This window comes from Bdellovibrio bacteriovorus, assembly GCF_002208115.1.
Classification (GTDB): domain Bacteria; phylum Bdellovibrionota; class Bdellovibrionia; order Bdellovibrionales; family Bdellovibrionaceae; genus Bdellovibrio; species Bdellovibrio bacteriovorus_C.
In genome coordinates, this window is record NZ_CP020946.1 from 548,263 (window position 1) to 563,450 (window position 15,188).

Annotated in this window: 18 protein-coding genes and 1 pseudogene; 12 read left to right on the forward strand and 7 right to left on the reverse strand. The window is 50.3% G+C overall.

From position 1 onward, the window contains the following. The first annotated feature begins 72 nt into the window (after nt 1-72). Nucleotides 73-333 (forward strand): 2Fe-2S iron-sulfur cluster binding domain-containing protein, encoded by a 261-nt coding sequence (locus B9G79_RS02740; RefSeq protein ID WP_015092361.1) that lies wholly within the window; start codon nt 73-75, stop codon nt 331-333. 124 nt (nt 334-457) lie between these two features. After that, on the forward strand, nt 458-1,360 hold the full coding sequence (locus B9G79_RS02745) for an MBL fold metallo-hydrolase (protein WP_232469045.1): 903 nt from the start codon (nt 458-460) through the stop codon (nt 1,358-1,360). 95 nt (nt 1,361-1,455) lie between these two features. Here B9G79_RS02745 and B9G79_RS02750 read toward each other — a convergent pair whose 3' ends face one another. Then, a complete protein-coding gene (locus B9G79_RS02750) occupies nt 1,456-1,953 on the reverse strand; it encodes a hypothetical protein (RefSeq protein ID WP_088564195.1) in 498 nt (165 codons plus the stop codon). 70 nt (nt 1,954-2,023) lie between these two features. After that, nucleotides 2,024-4,312, reverse strand: a complete 2,289-nt coding sequence (locus tag B9G79_RS02755; RefSeq protein ID WP_088564196.1) for an ATP-dependent helicase — start codon at nt 4,310-4,312, stop codon at nt 2,024-2,026. Nucleotides 4,313-4,524: 212 nt separating this feature from the next. Here B9G79_RS02755 and B9G79_RS02760 point away from each other — a divergent pair, with 212 nt between their 5' ends. Continuing rightward, nucleotides 4,525-5,823 (forward strand): hypothetical protein, encoded by a 1,299-nt coding sequence (locus B9G79_RS02760; RefSeq protein ID WP_232469047.1) that lies wholly within the window; start codon nt 4,525-4,527, stop codon nt 5,821-5,823. Beyond that, a complete protein-coding gene (locus B9G79_RS02765) occupies nt 5,824-6,423 on the forward strand; it encodes a hypothetical protein (protein ID WP_088564197.1) in 600 nt (199 codons plus the stop codon). A 62-nt stretch (nt 6,424-6,485) separates the two neighbouring features. Here the strand turns inward: B9G79_RS02765 and B9G79_RS02770 are convergent, their stop codons facing one another. Further along, nucleotides 6,486-7,295 (reverse strand): SPOR domain-containing protein, encoded by an 810-nt coding sequence (locus tag B9G79_RS02770; RefSeq protein WP_232469049.1) that lies wholly within the window; start codon nt 7,293-7,295, stop codon nt 6,486-6,488. 133 nt (nt 7,296-7,428) lie between these two features. Between B9G79_RS02770 and B9G79_RS02775 the strand changes: the two genes are divergently transcribed. Next, complete coding sequence (locus B9G79_RS02775; protein WP_088564199.1) at nt 7,429-8,280, forward strand: inositol monophosphatase family protein; 852 nt, start codon at nt 7,429-7,431, stop codon at nt 8,278-8,280. Here B9G79_RS02775 and B9G79_RS02780 read toward each other — a convergent pair. The 4 genes from B9G79_RS02780 to B9G79_RS02795 all read right to left on the reverse strand — a co-directional run bounded on the left by B9G79_RS02780 (nt 8,277) and on the right by B9G79_RS02795 (nt 10,492). Further along, entirely contained in the window at nt 8,277-9,062 is a 786-nt protein-coding gene (locus B9G79_RS02780; RefSeq protein ID WP_088564200.1) for a murein L,D-transpeptidase catalytic domain family protein, read from the reverse strand. The two genes, B9G79_RS02775 and B9G79_RS02780, sit on opposite strands and share 4 nt — an antisense overlap. Nucleotides 9,063-9,168: 106 nt before the next feature. Then, nucleotides 9,169-9,708, reverse strand: coding sequence for a hypothetical protein (locus B9G79_RS02785; RefSeq protein WP_088564201.1), 540 nt, complete (start codon nt 9,706-9,708; stop codon nt 9,169-9,171). A gap of 173 nt (nt 9,709-9,881) precedes the next feature. Beyond that, nucleotides 9,882-10,178 (reverse strand): hypothetical protein, encoded by a 297-nt coding sequence (locus tag B9G79_RS02790; RefSeq protein ID WP_088564202.1) that lies wholly within the window; start codon nt 10,176-10,178, stop codon nt 9,882-9,884. Between the two features lie 32 nt (nt 10,179-10,210). Beyond that, entirely contained in the window at nt 10,211-10,492 is a 282-nt protein-coding gene (locus B9G79_RS02795; RefSeq protein ID WP_088564203.1) for a CsbD family protein, read from the reverse strand. 224 nt (nt 10,493-10,716) lie between these two features. On the opposite strand from B9G79_RS02795, the gene B9G79_RS02800 reads away from it, so the two are divergent. From B9G79_RS02800 to fliR, 7 genes and pseudogenes are all read left to right on the forward strand, one after another. After that, nucleotides 10,717-11,280: a flagellar basal body-associated FliL family protein gene (locus B9G79_RS02800; protein ID WP_232469051.1), complete on the forward strand. Its 564-nt coding sequence runs from the start codon at nt 10,717-10,719 to the stop codon at nt 11,278-11,280. Nucleotides 11,281-11,289: 9 nt separating this feature from the next. Further along, on the forward strand, nt 11,290-12,291 hold the full coding sequence (gene fliM, locus B9G79_RS02805; protein WP_088564204.1) for a flagellar motor switch protein FliM: 1,002 nt from the start codon (nt 11,290-11,292) through the stop codon (nt 12,289-12,291). A gap of 125 nt (nt 12,292-12,416) precedes the next feature. Beyond that, nucleotides 12,417-12,668: pseudogene (gene fliN, locus B9G79_RS02810) on the forward strand (flagellar motor switch protein FliN); the annotation flags it as partial. 5 nt (nt 12,669-12,673) lie between these two features. Then, nucleotides 12,674-13,348, forward strand: coding sequence for a FliO/MopB family protein (locus tag B9G79_RS02815; protein WP_088564206.1), 675 nt, complete (start codon nt 12,674-12,676; stop codon nt 13,346-13,348). Beyond that, the gene (gene fliP / locus B9G79_RS02820; protein WP_088564207.1) at nt 13,345-14,103 is read left to right on the forward strand and encodes a flagellar type III secretion system pore protein FliP; all 759 of its coding nucleotides are present in this window, start codon (nt 13,345-13,347) and stop codon (nt 14,101-14,103) included. Before B9G79_RS02815 ends, fliP begins: the two co-directional genes overlap by 4 nt. A gap of 8 nt (nt 14,104-14,111) precedes the next feature. Further along, nucleotides 14,112-14,384, forward strand: a complete 273-nt coding sequence (gene fliQ / locus B9G79_RS02825; protein WP_088564208.1) for a flagellar biosynthesis protein FliQ — start codon at nt 14,112-14,114, stop codon at nt 14,382-14,384. Further along, on the forward strand, nt 14,384-15,163 hold the full coding sequence (gene fliR, locus B9G79_RS02830; protein ID WP_088564209.1) for a flagellar biosynthetic protein FliR: 780 nt from the start codon (nt 14,384-14,386) through the stop codon (nt 15,161-15,163). Before fliQ ends, fliR begins: the two co-directional genes overlap by 1 nt. Nucleotides 15,164-15,188: the final 25 nt, after the last annotated feature.

A 15,188-nucleotide genomic window follows, 5' to 3' on the forward strand; every position in this document is an offset into this window, starting at 1 on the left:
AATTACCGGTAAATATCGCTTAGCAGTAGAAAGTATTTGGCGGTAAGACCCCGGCGATGATGTGATGACAGAATGAAGGTCAAATACATCCTCAATGGTCGCGAATATGAAGTCGAAGCAGAATCTGGCCGCACGTTGCTGGATGTGGCTTTGATCGCCCGATTGAATCCTCCCTACTCATGTATGGAAGGGAATTGTGGCACCTGTGAAGCCCTGATTGAGCAGGGATTCACTTCTGAAAATAAAGAGGTAAGTCGAGTTGTTCGCACCTGTCAGGCTGTACCATCGTCTGAATTTGTGATCGTGAATTATGACAAAAGCCCGACCCAATAATATGTAGATTGATTCGTGTTTCTAAACAGTTCATTCTGTTCCATATATGTCGCTTACGATAAAATTTTGGGGGGTTAGGGGCTCTCTGCCATCTGCGCCTCCACCTACGGATTGGACTTATCATGTGGAAGGAGTTCTTAGAAACTTCTTCTCGGCCGGTTATCGCGACCCATCCCAGATTTCCCGCTATATTCAAAGTTTGGATGTGCCCCAGGTCGGCGGCTATGGTGCTGCTACAACCTGCGTGGAAATTCAAAGCCCCAAAGGACAGTTGATCCTGGATGGTGGCAGTGGCATCCGCAATTTGAGCGAACGTATCATGACCGGCACCACCGGTCGCGGCAAAGGCCCTTTCCATATCTTCATGACTCACTTCCATTGGGATCATGTGATCGGTCTGCCGTTCTTTACCCCGCATTTTATTCCAGGCTGCGAAGTCCACTACTATGCTGTGCAGCCGGAACTGGAAAAACTGATCCGCGGGATCTTTCAGCGGCCGTATTTTCCGGTGCCTTTTGAGGCATTGAAAGCAAAGATTCATTTCCACGTCATGGAACCGCGCAAACCCTATCAGTTGGATGACATGACCATCACTCCGTACAAGCTGGATCACCCGGATCCTTGCTGGGGTTTGAAGGTGGAATGTGGTGGCAAGTCCTATGCCCACTGCGTGGATACTGAAGGCACCCGTATCACCCGCGATGAGCTCGGGGAAGATCTGCCGCTTTATCAGAATGTGAACCTGATGTACTTCGACGCCCAATACACCCTGCCGGAGCTGGCAGAAAAAGCCAACTGGGGCCACAGTGCTGCACAGGTCGGCTTGGATATCGCCATTCGGGAAGGCATTCAGAAGGTTCTTTTTGCCCACCACGATCCGGGAGCTCGTATTGAGCATGTGCAGGAATTGAAACGGCAGACGAAGGAATACTACGAATCCCGTCAGCGTTTTGCTTCGGCAAATCAGAACTCTCTTCCGCCGGTCGAGTGGGACTTCGCCCACGAAGGCCTGGAAATCAAACTTTAAAAGAAAAAGGCGGGTTTAACCCGCCCTTTTGGGGGAGTTTGAAAAAAGAAGCCCGGGCAGGCCGGGCTTTTTTAAGTCTGTTTCAGCTCTTCAAACTAGAAGTTGAAAGAGTAAACTGCGGAAGTGAAATCCACAGAAGATGCAGTGTCTTCGTCGAACCAGTTCCATACTTCGAAACGCTCAATGCCGATAGCGCCAGCGCCGTTGGCAAGTTTGTATTGAGCACCGTAACGGAAGCTTGGGCCAACAACAGTTTTATCGTCAGCGCCATCCATTTTGATCATGGAGATGCCCACGCCTGGAGCCAGGAAAGCAGTCACGTTGGAAGCTTCAACAAGTCTTACGAAAGAGTGTGCACCAAAGCTCAATACTTGAGGGATGCCAGCGTCTTTCTTTTCAGTTTGCATGAATACGTATGCACCCAGTGCACCTTGAGCATCGTCGAATTCCATACGGCCACCGATGTTCAATGCAGAACTGGTCATACCCAGATTGATGCTGGCAGTTTTGTTGCCGCCATAGGAAGCAACGTTTCTAGCTGCGAAGGCAGCAGAAGAGGACAAAAGACAAAGGACAACGATCAACTTTTTCATTAATTACTCCTTGTTAGTAACCCGAAGAAGTTTGTCAGTTATCCTCATTTTGGCAACAAAAAAAATATGACTACACGCGCTCCAAGCGGGCGTACTTTACAACGAATTTCTTCACAGTGTTATCCGTGAACATCACGCTGACTTTGAAGTTTTCGCCCGTGCCCTCGGTCGCATACACCGTGCCGACGCCAAATGTCGGGTGTCTTACGCGCATGCCCTTTGAGAACTGCGCCGATCCGCCCCCTTCATTTTCGTAATCCGGGAAGTCCTGTGCATCATCATAGCTCTGCGTGCGCGCGCGATTGCGATCGCTGCTTGTGGCGCCCCATTTCGGCGTGCCGCCAAAGTCAGAGTCATAAGAGCTGGAACCATAGCGGGCCATAAAGCGCGGCGCTTCAGCCGACGTTTTAAAGTCGATCAGGTTCTGCGGGATCTCCTTAATGAATCGCGAAGGAGGATTGAACTGTTCCTGGCCCCACACCCGTCTCATCTTTGCGTAGGTCAGCCAAAGTTTCTGACGAGCGCGGGTCATGCCCACGTAAGCCAGGCGGCGTTCCTCCTCGACATCTTGTTCGTTGTCGCTTTCTGCACTGCGAGCGCTTGGGAACAGATTTTCCTCAAGTCCCACAACAAACACGTACGGATACTCAAGACCCTTGGAGATGTGCAGGGTCATCATGGTGACCGAGTTCTGCTCCTGATCCAGAGAGTCCACGTCATTTACCAAAGCCATTTCTTCCAGGAAGCTGATCAATGTCGATTCTTCGCCACGCTCTTGCACGAACTGGGCAATGGCGTTGTCCAGTTCTTCCAAGTTCTCGATGCGGGCCTGGGATTCCGGGGATTCGTCTTTTTTCAAAGCCGCCAGATATTCAGTGCGATCCAGAACCACGGCAAAGAATTCCAGCAGTTTCAGATGCTGGGCATTTTGCTGAAGGTCTTTCATCAGATCGATAAAGCGACGGATCTTGCCCGTGGTGCCGGCATTGAACAGGCGCTCTTCACAGGCTTTTTCGGCCGCTTCGAACATGCTCAGGTTTTTGTGAGCCGCGTATTCTTCAATTTTTTCGATGGTGGTTTTGCCAATACCGCGCGCCGGAACATTGATGATGCGTTTTAAGGCGATATCATCCGCCGGATTGATGGACAGCTTCATGTAGGAAATCATGTCCTTGATCTCCATACGCTCATAGAAGCGCACGCCGCCCACCAAGCGGTACGGAATTCCCATGGTGCGCAGTTGTTCTTCCAGAACACGAGACTGGGCATTGGTGCGATAGAAAATCGCATAATCATTGTACGAGCCTTCGCCCTCATTCATCATCGACTGAATGGTTTTCGCAACAAAGCGGCCTTCCTCGTATTCGTTCTTTTCCTCGCGCACGTGAATCAGGTCACCCGCGTCGTTGGAGGTGAAAAGAGTTTTGTCTTTGCGCTGGGAATTGTTTTTGATCACGGCCGTGGCGCCATTGACGATGTTGGCGCTGGATCGGTAATTTTCCTCAAGCTTGATCACCTTCGCATCACGGAAGTCTTTTTCAAAATCCAGGATGTTTTTGATGTCGGCCCCACGCCAACTGTAGATGGACTGATCCTCGTCACCCACTACGCACAAGTTGCGGTGAGCGGAAGCCAGCATCTGAACCAGCAGATACTGAATGTGATTGGTGTCCTGATACTCGTCCACCATGATGTAGCGGAACTTTTTCTGATACATCTGCAGAACATCAGGGTACATGCGGAACAGATCATAGGTTTTCAAAAGCAGATCATCGAAATCAAGGCTGTTGGCCTTTTTCATTTCGCGCTCATAGGCTTTGTAAACTTCCACGGTCTTTTGATCCATCAGACGCTTCGAGGACTTTTCCAAACCTTCCGGGGAAAGACCCATCATCTTGGCGCTGCTGATGCGGCTCTGGAAGTTTTTCGCGGGATACATCTTGTCGTTGATATCCAGGGCGGTCATGACTTTTTTGATCTGGCTGAGCTGATCCGAAGAATCGTAAATTCCGAAGAAAGGCTTGTAATCAAGAAGCGTGATGTGCTGGCGCAGAACACGAACGCAGAAACTGTGGAAGGTGCTGATCCAAAGCTGGGTTTGAACCACGGCCCCCATGTCAGACAGGATCTTGTAAATACGGTGTTCCATCTCTTTGGCGGCCTTGTTGGTAAAGGTCACGCACAGAATTTCATCGGAAGCCGCGACCCCCTGGCCGATCATGTTGGCCATGCGGTGGGTAAGGACGCGGGTTTTGCCAGATCCGGCGCCAGCAAGGATAAGCAAAGGCCCTTCCAGGGTTTCGACGGCATCCTTCTGCGCGGGGTTCAGATTTTTCGTAACAAAATCAAGTACATCCATGGCGGCTTCCTTAATGTGCGTTTGCAGGGGCTGTCGAACTTCTGGTGAGACTGACAAAGTTTGTCTATCCATAAGTTTTCATTGAGGTTTTCGCCATTTTCCACTATAACTATAACGCAATAAGTCAAGTGAGCGAGGAAACCCCTCCGTTTATAGAACTTAGAGAGGACTTTGTGAAGCGCGTTTTTAGCCGGATCACAGCAGCAATTGTAATGGCAAGCACCTTGGGTGCTTGTGCCCCGCAGTCTGACAGCGCTGATCAGTCCGGCAATGTCCGTGTACTGGCGCCACAAAGCAACTCCAAGGCCGGTTATTCGCTCCAGACTGTGGAACTGCTGGGGATTGAGGACCTGCAAACCGTCACCGGGAAATTCGTTCGCTTTTTCCTCAGCCCCCGTATCACCAACAACACTTTGCACGGCCGTCCTGCCGTGGCTCGTTTTATCAAAAACAAATCCGGCGATTTTATCCCGGCCAACGAAATGACCCAGCAACTGGTCACCATTTATGCTCACACTCAGAAACTGGCGCTGCTGGATGAAGAATTGGGCGCCGGTGGTGTGAACCAGTGGCCGCGTGATGTGGGTGTCGGCGTTCGAGTGAAAGGTTCTTCCGGCGCCAACAACGCATTCTATGACGGTGCCACCGATTCCATGCTGGTCGTGCCTTATACGCAAGACGGTCTGGCAATTGCCATCAATGGTGGGATTCTGGCTCATGAACATTTCCATTCATTGTTCTTCAAACTGGTTTTGAAAGATGTTGTCGATGAAGACACGGGTGTTCACAGTCGTGAATCTTTCATGGATGACGCGGCTATTGTGCAAGAGGATCTGTCCGGCCGTGGTCGCCGTGAAAAACCGGTTCTGATCGGGGATGAACTGGATGAAGCCACGCTATTGAAGTTCCACCGCCTGGCGATGATGCGCGGCCTGAATGAAGGCCTGGCTGACTTCTGGGGCTGGATGTACACCGGGAACCCTGATTTCATCGCCCAGTCCCTGCCAAGCCAGAAGCGTGTTCGCTCTTTGGAAGTCAGTGATTTGTTTGGCATCTATGAGCTTCCGAACAAAACCGTTGTGCGCAACAACCTGGAATTGTTCCATGCTTCCGGTGAACGTGCGAAGTTCCGCGATTACGTGACAGGTTATGCCTACACCGTGGGAACGCAGTTTTCCCGTGTGTTGAAAAAGTTCACCGACATTTACTCTAAAGAGCGCGGTCTTGAGGATCTGGCCGCCCGCAAAGAAGTGGCGAAACTGGTTGTCAAGATGCTGCCCTCTTTGAAAGCCGAACTGGCTGAAAAGAAAGACACTTATTACACTCACGATCAGTTCATGCAAAGCTTTGTGAAAGAGCTGGGCGAAATGAAAAAGAAAGAATGCGAGTTCCTGGCCGAGGTTCTGGAAACTTCTGCTGAGACTCCGATGGTTTATTCCTGCGTTGAAGAAACCGGCTGGGTGATCAAGTCGGCGACAGCCCCAAATCCTGAAGTCGGGGAAGTGAAGTAAATGAAAGTCATCGCAGGTCTGCTGTTATTCCTAATGTCCGTGAGTGCTTTCGCTCAAGAGTCGCGCATGAAGCTGCCGGCTGAAAAGCCGGTTTCTCTGCTGGCTGCCTATCCTCTGAATTATGAATTGCGCTATGAGCGTGGCAACTCCGGCGATCTGGAAGCCCGGCAGCCGCAGAATTTTTCCCTGGGATATCACCGCAACAGCTACAGCCTTCTGGTGGAGTACGCGAGCTTCACTGATACCACGGGCAACAGCACCTCCAGCATCGAACGCCGTCATCAGGACATGACTGTGTGGGGCCGTTACAATGCCTTAAGCGGGCAGGACGGTGGTATGCGCGGGGTGATCTATTTCGGCGCCGGCCTCGGCGGCTATGAAGAAGAGGTCATCACACGATTCATGACGGACAGTCGTTCTGACAAAACCGGAATGAAAGTGATGGGTGGTCTTTCTGCAGGCCTGGAGCTGTTTATTTTAAGCGCCAGCCAGTTTGGTGTGACGGTCGGCATGGAAGGCCGTGCCTTGGTGGGATCTGATTTTGATCCGAATCCAACTTTGGGTGCTGTTCTGCGCGCGGGCCTGGTGGTTCCGCTATAAAAAAAAGCCCCGTTCTTTCGAACGAGGCTTCCTTAGGAATTTAACTATAAGCGGGTTAACAATTACTCAGTGATCTTTTGCACGATCGCAGAGCCGACTTTCGCTTTGCTCACAAGCTCTGTGCGATAAGCTTGAGCTTCTTTCTGAGTCGCAAACTGGCCAACACTTACGCGGAACCAAGTTTTGCCTTTGATGTTTGCCGGGATATAGAACGCGCTGTAGCCTTTGTTTTTCAGATCAGAAGCCATTTTCTGAGCTTCGGCTTCGTCAGCATAAGAAGCCACTTGCACAGTGAATTTACCCACTGCGAATTGCGCTACGTCTTTAGGAAGGGAGGAAGGCAGACGGTCTTCTTTCGTCGCTGCTTTCTTTTCTGCTGCTTCCAAAGTTGTTGGAGCTTTGCCTGCCGCTACGTTTTTCGCAGCTTCAGATGGTTCGTTGTGCTGGGTTACAGGAGTTTTGTCACCTTTGGTTGGATTCGGTTTGTGAGTCTCAACTTTTGGTTCTTTGGATTCAACTTTTGTTTCAGCGATTTCGCCGTGGTGACCGGCAGGAGCCGCGTGTTCACCGTGAGCTGGTGTTGCTTCGTGTTCAGTTGTTGCCGGAGTCGTTTCGTCAGCCACGAATTCTTCAGCCAGTTTCGCGATTTCTTCATCCGTCATCGCGCCCACTTTGCCTTCAGAAGTCCCGTGTTCAGAAACAGAAGCCACTTCACGCTCTTGGGTGTGAGAGGATTTCTGAGGTTCCAAAGCAGCCAGTTGATGTTGGTTGTCACTGTACTTCTTGCCTACAAATGTACCGATAGAGAAAGACAGCAAAGAAATAAAGAAAACTAAAGCTAGTTTCACCATCACATCCGTTTTAGAACTCATTTTTTCAATCCTCATAATTTTTAAACCCGCTTGAATGCTTAAGTTTCGGGCCCTTCCTTTGGCCCTGCAAACATGTTAGCGTTAATCCTCTGAACTGGTCAATCATCCAAGGGTCCTGCCCGAAGGGGAAAGCGTGGAAAACAGCGTAAAATCAAGGGATTGGAAGCAGGTCTTAGGTCAAGCTATTGAAGCTGTCAACCTGGGCCGCCAAGTGCTTCTCAATTATTTCGGTAACTTAGAGCACGTCGAGGAAAAGTTCCAAGCCGGCCTTGTCAGCGAAGCCGACAAAGAATCAGAAAGAGTCATTGCAGAGCATCTTAGGAAAAATTTTCCGGAAATCGAGTTCCTGGGCGAGGAAACCTTCGCGGCTTCTCACGGAACCGGGACAAAGGTCGCGTGGAGCAAGGCCGGCGCAAACGGGCGCTGGATCTTGGATCCACTGGATGGGACTACAAACTATGTTCATCGTTTTCCGATTTTCTGCATCAGCCTGGGTTTGGAAATTGACGGTCAGATTCAGCTCGCGGTGATTGATGTGCCGATGTTGAATGAAACCTACACCGCGATCCGCGGTCAGGGTGCATTCGTTAATGGCAAGCCTTTGCGAGTCAGCAAGAACACCGAACTGAAGAAAGGCCTGCTGGCGACGGGTTTTGTGTCCGAGCATGAACATGTGATTTCTGAACAGCTAAGAATCTTTGATGACATGGTTCGCAAGTGCCGTGGTGTGCGTCGCCCTGGGGCGGCTGCTTATGATCTGGCACAAGTGGCGCGCGGTGTGTTTGACGGCTATTGGGAGCGCAACATTCAGCCGTGGGATGCGGCTGCAGGAATTTTGCTGGTTGAGGAAGCGGGCGGTGTCGTGCAGACCTACCGTGGTGAGGCCTACACGCCTTATAAGAACTCGATCGTGGCTGGAAATCCCACGATGGTCACAGAGATTCAGAAGGTCCTTGTGCCCCGCCTGAGCGAAGGCACTGATTAATTCTTTTTCTTGGTTGAAACCAGACGGCCTGACTGAGCTTCATCAACCAGAGCCGGGTGGTAGTGATAAATCACACTGCCACCTTTCAACAGCGGAATCAGTTTTTCCGCCATCGACAAAGACAACGCCGGGCAACCCCAGCTTAAACCCAAACGGCCATAAGGCTGTCCGGTCTTTTTATTGACCATATTGATAAAGTCTTCGCCGACATACCACGCGCCATGAACAACGATATCGCGATTGTAGGCCTGATCGTTCGATCTTTGCAGGCCGTACATGCGCAGGGTTTTTCCATAAGAGCCGGTGTACACTTCACCTGTCAGATAAATTCCCAAGGAGGTCTGGCGGGAATCCTTGGTGTTACTGAAGCGATAGGCATAGTTGCCTTCACCACTGCCGATACCGTGAGAGGTATAGTATTTTTCCACGGCTCCATTGCGCAAGTTGATGAAGTAAAAACGTCGCTGGGTGGACGGGGCAGAGTAATCAATGATGACAACGTACTGCGGGCTGTTCAGGGTGACGTACTTGCTGCTGCGGTTGCGTTTTACCTCTTCACAAGGGCGCACACTGGCCGGATCTTTGCCTTCACAGGTGTAAGTGTCCTGTTGAAAGCTGCGGCCCCGGTTTTCATACATGAATTTATTTAAACGATTGACGGCGTCGGCGGGCACGCCCTGGGAGATGATTTTACGATTGATGTCGTCCTGCTGGGCTGCCGAGGCAGAAAAAGCGGTGCAGAAAAGCACTGTTCCCAGAATGTATGGCAAGGTATTTTTCATCAAGGTCCCCTTGTAAATAAGAGACCTTATATTACGCCCTTTTCGGGAAAGAAACTGTCAGAATTTTTGACAGGTATAAAACACAAAAAGGGCGCTCTAGATACGTTTAATTCAAGCGGATACGGAAAGAACCGAAGGTCACCGTTTCGGAGTACTCAATACCGTTGTCAGCTTTCACGTGCTTGCGGGTGCGGATAATAACATCCACGTCCTGTGGGACTTCTCTGGTTTTAAAGAAGGACACAGACTGCTCTTGTACCGCGCCCTGATTCAGGTGCTCAAGGCTGGTTTGCAGCAGAACTTCAGAGTATTTGTTCACCAAAAGCATTTCATAGTTGCTGTAGGTGACTTCTACGTTGGCGCCGTTGGGTGCAACATAGGATTCGCGCGTCGGTGCGGAATCAAGAACCCACTGGGCATTTTGACATTTCACCATGGCTACGCGCAGGGTGGTTTGTTGTTCTTCATCGCTGGAAGAGGCGTTGATCAAAGACAACTGAACAACTTTGGCTTTTGCTTCCGGTGTGCCACGGGAAGAGTCGCAATAAGCAACAGAGCCATCGATAACCTTGTTCAAAGTGATGTCAGCGTGTGCCGCACCAGCAGCCAAAAGCATGGATAGGACAGAAAAAACCAGACGAGCCATGGATACCCCCTTAAAAGTGATCCACTAAATACCACCAAGTGTATGTGCTTTTCAACAAAGGGATAAGTTCCAGAAAAGATTTTTTATTAGGGAGCACAAAGGGAGCGGTTTTTTGCCCGCCAAGGGTGGATATAGGAAAGACAGGGGAGGAGTTGTGGCTCCTCCCTGAAGCCTCAATGGCTGAATTTGTTTTTGATTTCAGCTATTTTATCACCGACTTTGTCGCCCCACTTTTCCATGAAGCCTTTGACTTGGGTGTCATCAATGCCCACGGTGCTCATAGCTTGATGCACGCGTTTGTCGGCTTCTTCTCTGGAGATTCCTGTTTTTGCAGAAACCAGGGTGATCAGTTCGTCGGGATTTTTCATCGCTTTTTTTATTTCTTCGTCAGTCAGATTCAGACCGGCGAATTTCTGTTTCAGGGCGTTTGAAAAGTCCCCGAATTTGTTCTCAAATAACTGCTTGTCCATAACAACTCCTTCCCTCGACCAGAGTCGGGGGCTCAGTGAGACAGCTTGTTTTTGATATCATCGATTTTCGAGTTCACTTTGTCTGCGGCGGATTCCGCTTTTCCCTCGAACTTTCTGTCCATGTTGGTCATGAATTCAGAAACTTGTTTTGACGCTTCCTCTTTGGAAAGTCCGATTTTCTGCTGAACCAAACCGCTTAAGGCTTCCATATTGCCTTTGGTTTTTTGGATGTCGTCGTCGGTCAGGGCACCCCATTTTTTGCGAAGCTCGCCTGATATTTCCTTGATTTTGCCTTGGAAGATATCCTTGTTCATAAGAACCTCCTTAGTCATTGTTGCTACCTTAATGGGGCGCCTGTTTGGCGAAATAGTCAAATTTTCGCGCCAAAACTTTGGCGCCTGTCATAGAATTACTACCCGGCAAACATTCACCACAGGGGCAAAAATTGCCCCAGTTCAAATATGTTGGACCGCAGTCACTGGCCCTCGGCGAAGGTCCTGTTGGCATCCGTGTTGCTTTCAATCTTGATAGGACCACTATGTGGTCATTCATCATGGAGGATGAAGTGGCTGAAGAAAAAGCGGCAGCATCGGATGTATCGTCAGCTCCGAGCGGGGGATCTGGACAAAAGCCTATTCTACTTATTGCCTTGGCGGTCGTTAATATGCTCGTCGTTGCGGGTGTTGGATTCATGCTCTATTCCAACCGCAAGAAAGAAGCGGCAGAACCTAAAATTGAACAAGTGATCAAGGGCGAAGCAGAAGCCCAGCACAAAGAAGCCACTGAAGAAAAAGAGGTCATCGGTAAGGTCGTGCCTCTGGAAACCTTTATTGTGAATCTGGCTGGCTCCAAGGGCCGTAAAGTCGCAAAAGTGAACATGGAGCTGGAAGTGACCGGCAGCCACGTCATGGAGGAACTGGAAAAACGCAAAGCCCAGATCCGCGACATCATTATCATTATTCTATCCAGCAAGACCTACGAGGATGTTTCCTCCAGGGAAGGCAAAGACAGTCTTCGCAGTGAAATCAAGGACACCATCAATTCTTTCCTGGTGCAGGGGAAGATTTCCAACGTGTTCTTCACCGAGTTTATCTATAACTAAGGCAGGACTATGAATCAGGTTCTTTCACAAAGTGAAGTGGATGCTCTGTTAGCCGCGGTCTCTGACGGGGACGTGGGCTCGCCGGAAGCAGCCAAGCCCGAAGCGCAGAACGTCGGCAAGGTCGACGAGCGCAAGATCGTATCCTATGATCTGACCAGCCAGGACCGCATTATTCGTGGCCGACTTCCGCAACTGGAAGTTATCTACGAAAAATTCATGCGTGCCTTCCGCGTGTCTTTGTCATCAGCATTGCGTAAAATCGCCTCCATCACGCTGACTTCCACGGAATTCCTGAAATTCGGGGAGTTCATCAATACACTGCCAATGCCAACGTGCATGTCGGTGCTTCGTTTCGGAAACCTGCGTGGTTCCGCGCTGTTCGTGATCGAAAGCAAGCTGGCTTACGCCCTGGTGGACAGCTTCTTTGGCGGTGCCGACCGTCCTTACACGAAAATCGACGGCAAGGATTTCACCCCGATTGAGCTTTCCATTGTCCAAAAGGTGGTGGGTCTGGCGATCAACGATATGGAAATGGCCTGGGCCTCCATTGAAAAGATCGGCTGTTCTTTCGTTCGTACCGAGGTGAATCCGCAGTTCGTGGGTATCGTGCCTCCAACGGACGTGGTTATTGCCTCCACATTCGACGTTGAGCTTGAAAACGCGACAGGCACGATCTCTATCGTGATTCCTTACGCGACTATTGAACCGATCAAACAAAAACTGCAGACCGGTTTCCAGGTTGAAACCGATCAGACAGACAAAAAGCTTTGGACGGCGATCATCCAGGAACAGCTTCTGGAAACAGACATGGAGATCAAAGTGAACCTGGGCGAAACCGAGATCAAGCTGAAGGATCTTATGAACCTGAAAGTCGGCGATGTGATTCCGCTGGATCAGGATGCCTCAGGAGAGTTCGACGTGGCGGTCGAAGGTGTCAGAAAGTTTAAAGGTTATTACGGAATACATCATGGAACCGTGGCTGTGCAAGTGACCAGACCGGTGGAAAAGTAGGGGGATGAATGAGCGACGATACATTGGATAATCTGGCGGATCAGCTGGTTGCGGAAGCGGCCGGTATGGCTGAATCCAGCGGAAGAAAATCTTCCAGCGAAATGCCTGCACACAAAGACAGAAACCTGAGCCTGATCCTCGACATCCCTTTGAAAGTGTCCGTGGAGCTGGGCCGCACCAAAATGCCGGTGAGCGAGCTGCTGAACCTGACTCAAGGTTCTGTGATCGAGCTGAGCAAACTGGCGGGTGAGCCGATGGAAGTTTATGTGAACGACAAGTTGATCGCCCGCGGTGAAGCCGTGGTGGTGAACGAAAAGTTCGGTGTGCGTTTGACGGATATTATTTCACCTGCTGAGCGCGTAGAGCAGCTCAGATAAGAGGTATGAAAATGCGTTGGTTGCTTTCTTTGATCTTTGTAGTTTCAGTTTCTGCTCACGCGGAAGAGGCGTCGACGCCAACAGCGGCGGCGTCAGAATCCCAGGAGCTTTCTGCGGCGGCAACAGCAGAGCCAAAGGATGTCACTAAAAATGACAACCGCAAAGAGTCCGAGATTCTTCTGAATCTGGAGTCCAACAAGAAAGCGGCCTCTGAGGGCGGTGGCGTCTTCCGTATTCTTTTCACCCTGTCCATGCTGGGTGTGGTGGGTACGGGCGCGTACTTCTTCCTTAGAAAATACAAGATTCCCAAAGCGATGAAACATCAGACGCAGATCAAGGTTTTGCAGCAGCACTACCTGGGTCCGAAGAAAAGTCTGGCGATCGTGCGTGTGGCGGGTGAATCCATCCTGATCGGCGTGACGGATCATAACATCTCCATGATCAAGTCCCTGTCCCTTCTGGATGACGAAGTGCCTGAAGAAGCACCGCAAAGCTTTGGCAAAGTTCTGGGTCAGTCTGCAGCCGCAGACGTGGACTTTACAGACACGGCAGACACAGAAGAAACTCCCGCTCCGCGCAAGCGCAGCGCCAAGGATCTGGATCTGGACGAAGAATTTGCGATCAGTGGAATCAAGGATATCGTTTCCAAACGTCTTAAAGGCATGAGGTCTTTTCAGTGATCAGAAATAAATGGGCTCTTTGGAGTCTGCTTCTTTTGCCTCTGGTATTCTTCTTCGGTTCCAGTGCGTTTGCCCAGGTGACATTGCCGACAATGAATCTGGGATTCAAGACAACCGACAACCCGAACGAGGTTGTGAATGCGGTTAAGTTGATCATGATCATGACGGTGCTGACTCTGGCACCGGCGATCCTGATCATGATGACCGGCTTCACGCGCATTATTATTGTGCTGTCCTTCCTGCGTCAGGCGATGGGCGTGCAGCAGATGCCGCCGAATCAGCTTTTGGTGGGTCTGGCTTTGTTTTTGACTTTCTTCGTGATGCAGCCGGCGTTCAATGAAATGAACACCAACGGCATTCAGCCTTACATGGCGGGCACGATTTCCCAGGATCAGGCGATTGAAAGAACTTTGGCGCCTCTGCGCAAGTTCATGTTCAATCAGACCCGTGATTCTGATCTGGCTTTGTTCATCAAACTTTCCAAAGTTGAAAAACCAAAAACCCGCGCGGATGTTCCGACGATGGTTCTGGTTCCGGCCTTTGTGGTGTCCGAATTGAAAACGGCCTTCCAGATCGGCTTTATCATCTTCCTGCCATTCCTGGTGATCGACATCGTCGCGGCCAGCGTTCTGATGGCGATGGGTATGATGATGCTTCCTCCGGTTGTGATTTCGTTGCCCTTTAAGATCATGCTTTTTGTCCTGGTGGATGGATGGGGTTTGCTCATCGGTTCCATGGTCAAGAGTTTCGGGTGAGGTGAAAGATGACAGATGAATTGGTAATCAGACTGGGACAGGACGCTCTTCGCACGACAGCCATGCTGGCGGCGCCGCTTTTGATCAGCACGCTGGTTGTGGGTTTGGCAGTCAGTATTTTCCAGGCTCTGACTCAGATCAACGAAGCGACTCTGACCTTCATTCCAAAAATGATCGTGGTGGCGGCGGTGTTTATCCTGGCCGGTCCATGGATGATGGATGTGATGAGCTCTTACACTGTGAACCTTTTTGAAAATATTGCCGTGATGGTGAGGGAATAGTGCTGAACTGGAGTACGATGACTGAGGCACAGATTCTGCTGTTTGCGCTGGTTCTTCTGCGCATGATCGCCTATGTCGTTTCCTCCGCGGTTTTTGGCTCTCCCTTGGTGAATACGCCGGTTAAAATCCTGCTTTCTTTGGTTTTAAGCATGGTGATCTTTCCGGTGGTGAAGGTCGGAAACGTCGATTATTCGCTAATTTCCAATGAAATCATTGGTTTGGCGGTCCGTGAACTGATTGTGGGTCTGGCGCTGGGTTTTTTAACCCGGTTGTTCTTCTTCGTGGTCAGTATGACAGGGGACCTGGTTTCCATGAGTATTGGTCTGAGCGCGGCTCAGCTTTACAACCCGATGATGGGTTCCCAGGGTGGGGTGATCGAGCAATTCTATTCTGCGATGGCGACCTTGGTGTTTTTGGCGATCAACGGTCACCACATGCTTATCAGTGCGATCGCGCAAAGCTATGAGCTTGTGCCGGTCAGTTCTTTGGCTTTGAATTTCGGTCCGTTTGCGGAAATCGCCGTATTCGGACAAGTTGCATTTGTGATGGCGATCAAGATGTGTGCCCCGGTCCTGGTGGCAATCCTGATTGCCAATCTGGCTATGGGTATTCTGGGAAGAGCGGTGCCCCAGATCAACGTCCTGGTAACAAGTATGCCAGTGACGATTATGCTGGGTATGGCAGTGGTGTTTATCTGCCTTCCGCTATTGATTATGGAAATGAATGGGGTTGTTGAAATCACAGCTAGCAAACTGTTCGATGTGATGAAACACTTATAGGGTAAGGCTTTTAAGTTCTAGGAAG

Excerpts from the sequence above, each read along its gene's own strand:
- B9G79_RS02740 (WP_015092361.1), top strand. The coding sequence starts at position 73 with ATGAAGGTCAAATACATCCTCAATGGTCGCGAATATGAAGTCGAAGCA.
- B9G79_RS02750 (WP_088564195.1), bottom strand. The coding sequence starts at position 1,953 with ATGAAAAAGTTGATCGTTGTCCTTTGTCTTTTGTCCTCTTCTGCTGCC.
- B9G79_RS02755 (WP_088564196.1), bottom strand. The coding sequence starts at position 4,312 with ATGGATGTACTTGATTTTGTTACGAAAAATCTGAACCCCGCGCAGAAG.
- B9G79_RS02760 (WP_232469047.1), top strand. The coding sequence starts at position 4,525 with ATGGCAAGCACCTTGGGTGCTTGTGCCCCGCAGTCTGACAGCGCTGAT.
- B9G79_RS02765 (WP_088564197.1), top strand. The coding sequence starts at position 5,824 with ATGAAAGTCATCGCAGGTCTGCTGTTATTCCTAATGTCCGTGAGTGCT.
- B9G79_RS02770 (WP_232469049.1), bottom strand. The coding sequence starts at position 7,295 with ATGAGTTCTAAAACGGATGTGATGGTGAAACTAGCTTTAGTTTTCTTT.
- B9G79_RS02780 (WP_088564200.1), bottom strand. The coding sequence starts at position 9,062 with ATGAAAAATACCTTGCCATACATTCTGGGAACAGTGCTTTTCTGCACC.
- B9G79_RS02785 (WP_088564201.1), bottom strand. The coding sequence starts at position 9,708 with ATGGCTCGTCTGGTTTTTTCTGTCCTATCCATGCTTTTGGCTGCTGGT.
- B9G79_RS02790 (WP_088564202.1), bottom strand. The coding sequence starts at position 10,178 with ATGGACAAGCAGTTATTTGAGAACAAATTCGGGGACTTTTCAAACGCC.
- B9G79_RS02795 (WP_088564203.1), bottom strand. The coding sequence starts at position 10,492 with ATGAACAAGGATATCTTCCAAGGCAAAATCAAGGAAATATCAGGCGAG.
- B9G79_RS02800 (WP_232469051.1), top strand. The coding sequence starts at position 10,717 with ATGTGGTCATTCATCATGGAGGATGAAGTGGCTGAAGAAAAAGCGGCA.
- fliM (WP_088564204.1), top strand. The coding sequence starts at position 11,290 with ATGAATCAGGTTCTTTCACAAAGTGAAGTGGATGCTCTGTTAGCCGCG.
- B9G79_RS02815 (WP_088564206.1), top strand. The coding sequence starts at position 12,674 with ATGAAAATGCGTTGGTTGCTTTCTTTGATCTTTGTAGTTTCAGTTTCT.
- fliQ (WP_088564208.1), top strand. The coding sequence starts at position 14,112 with ATGACAGATGAATTGGTAATCAGACTGGGACAGGACGCTCTTCGCACG.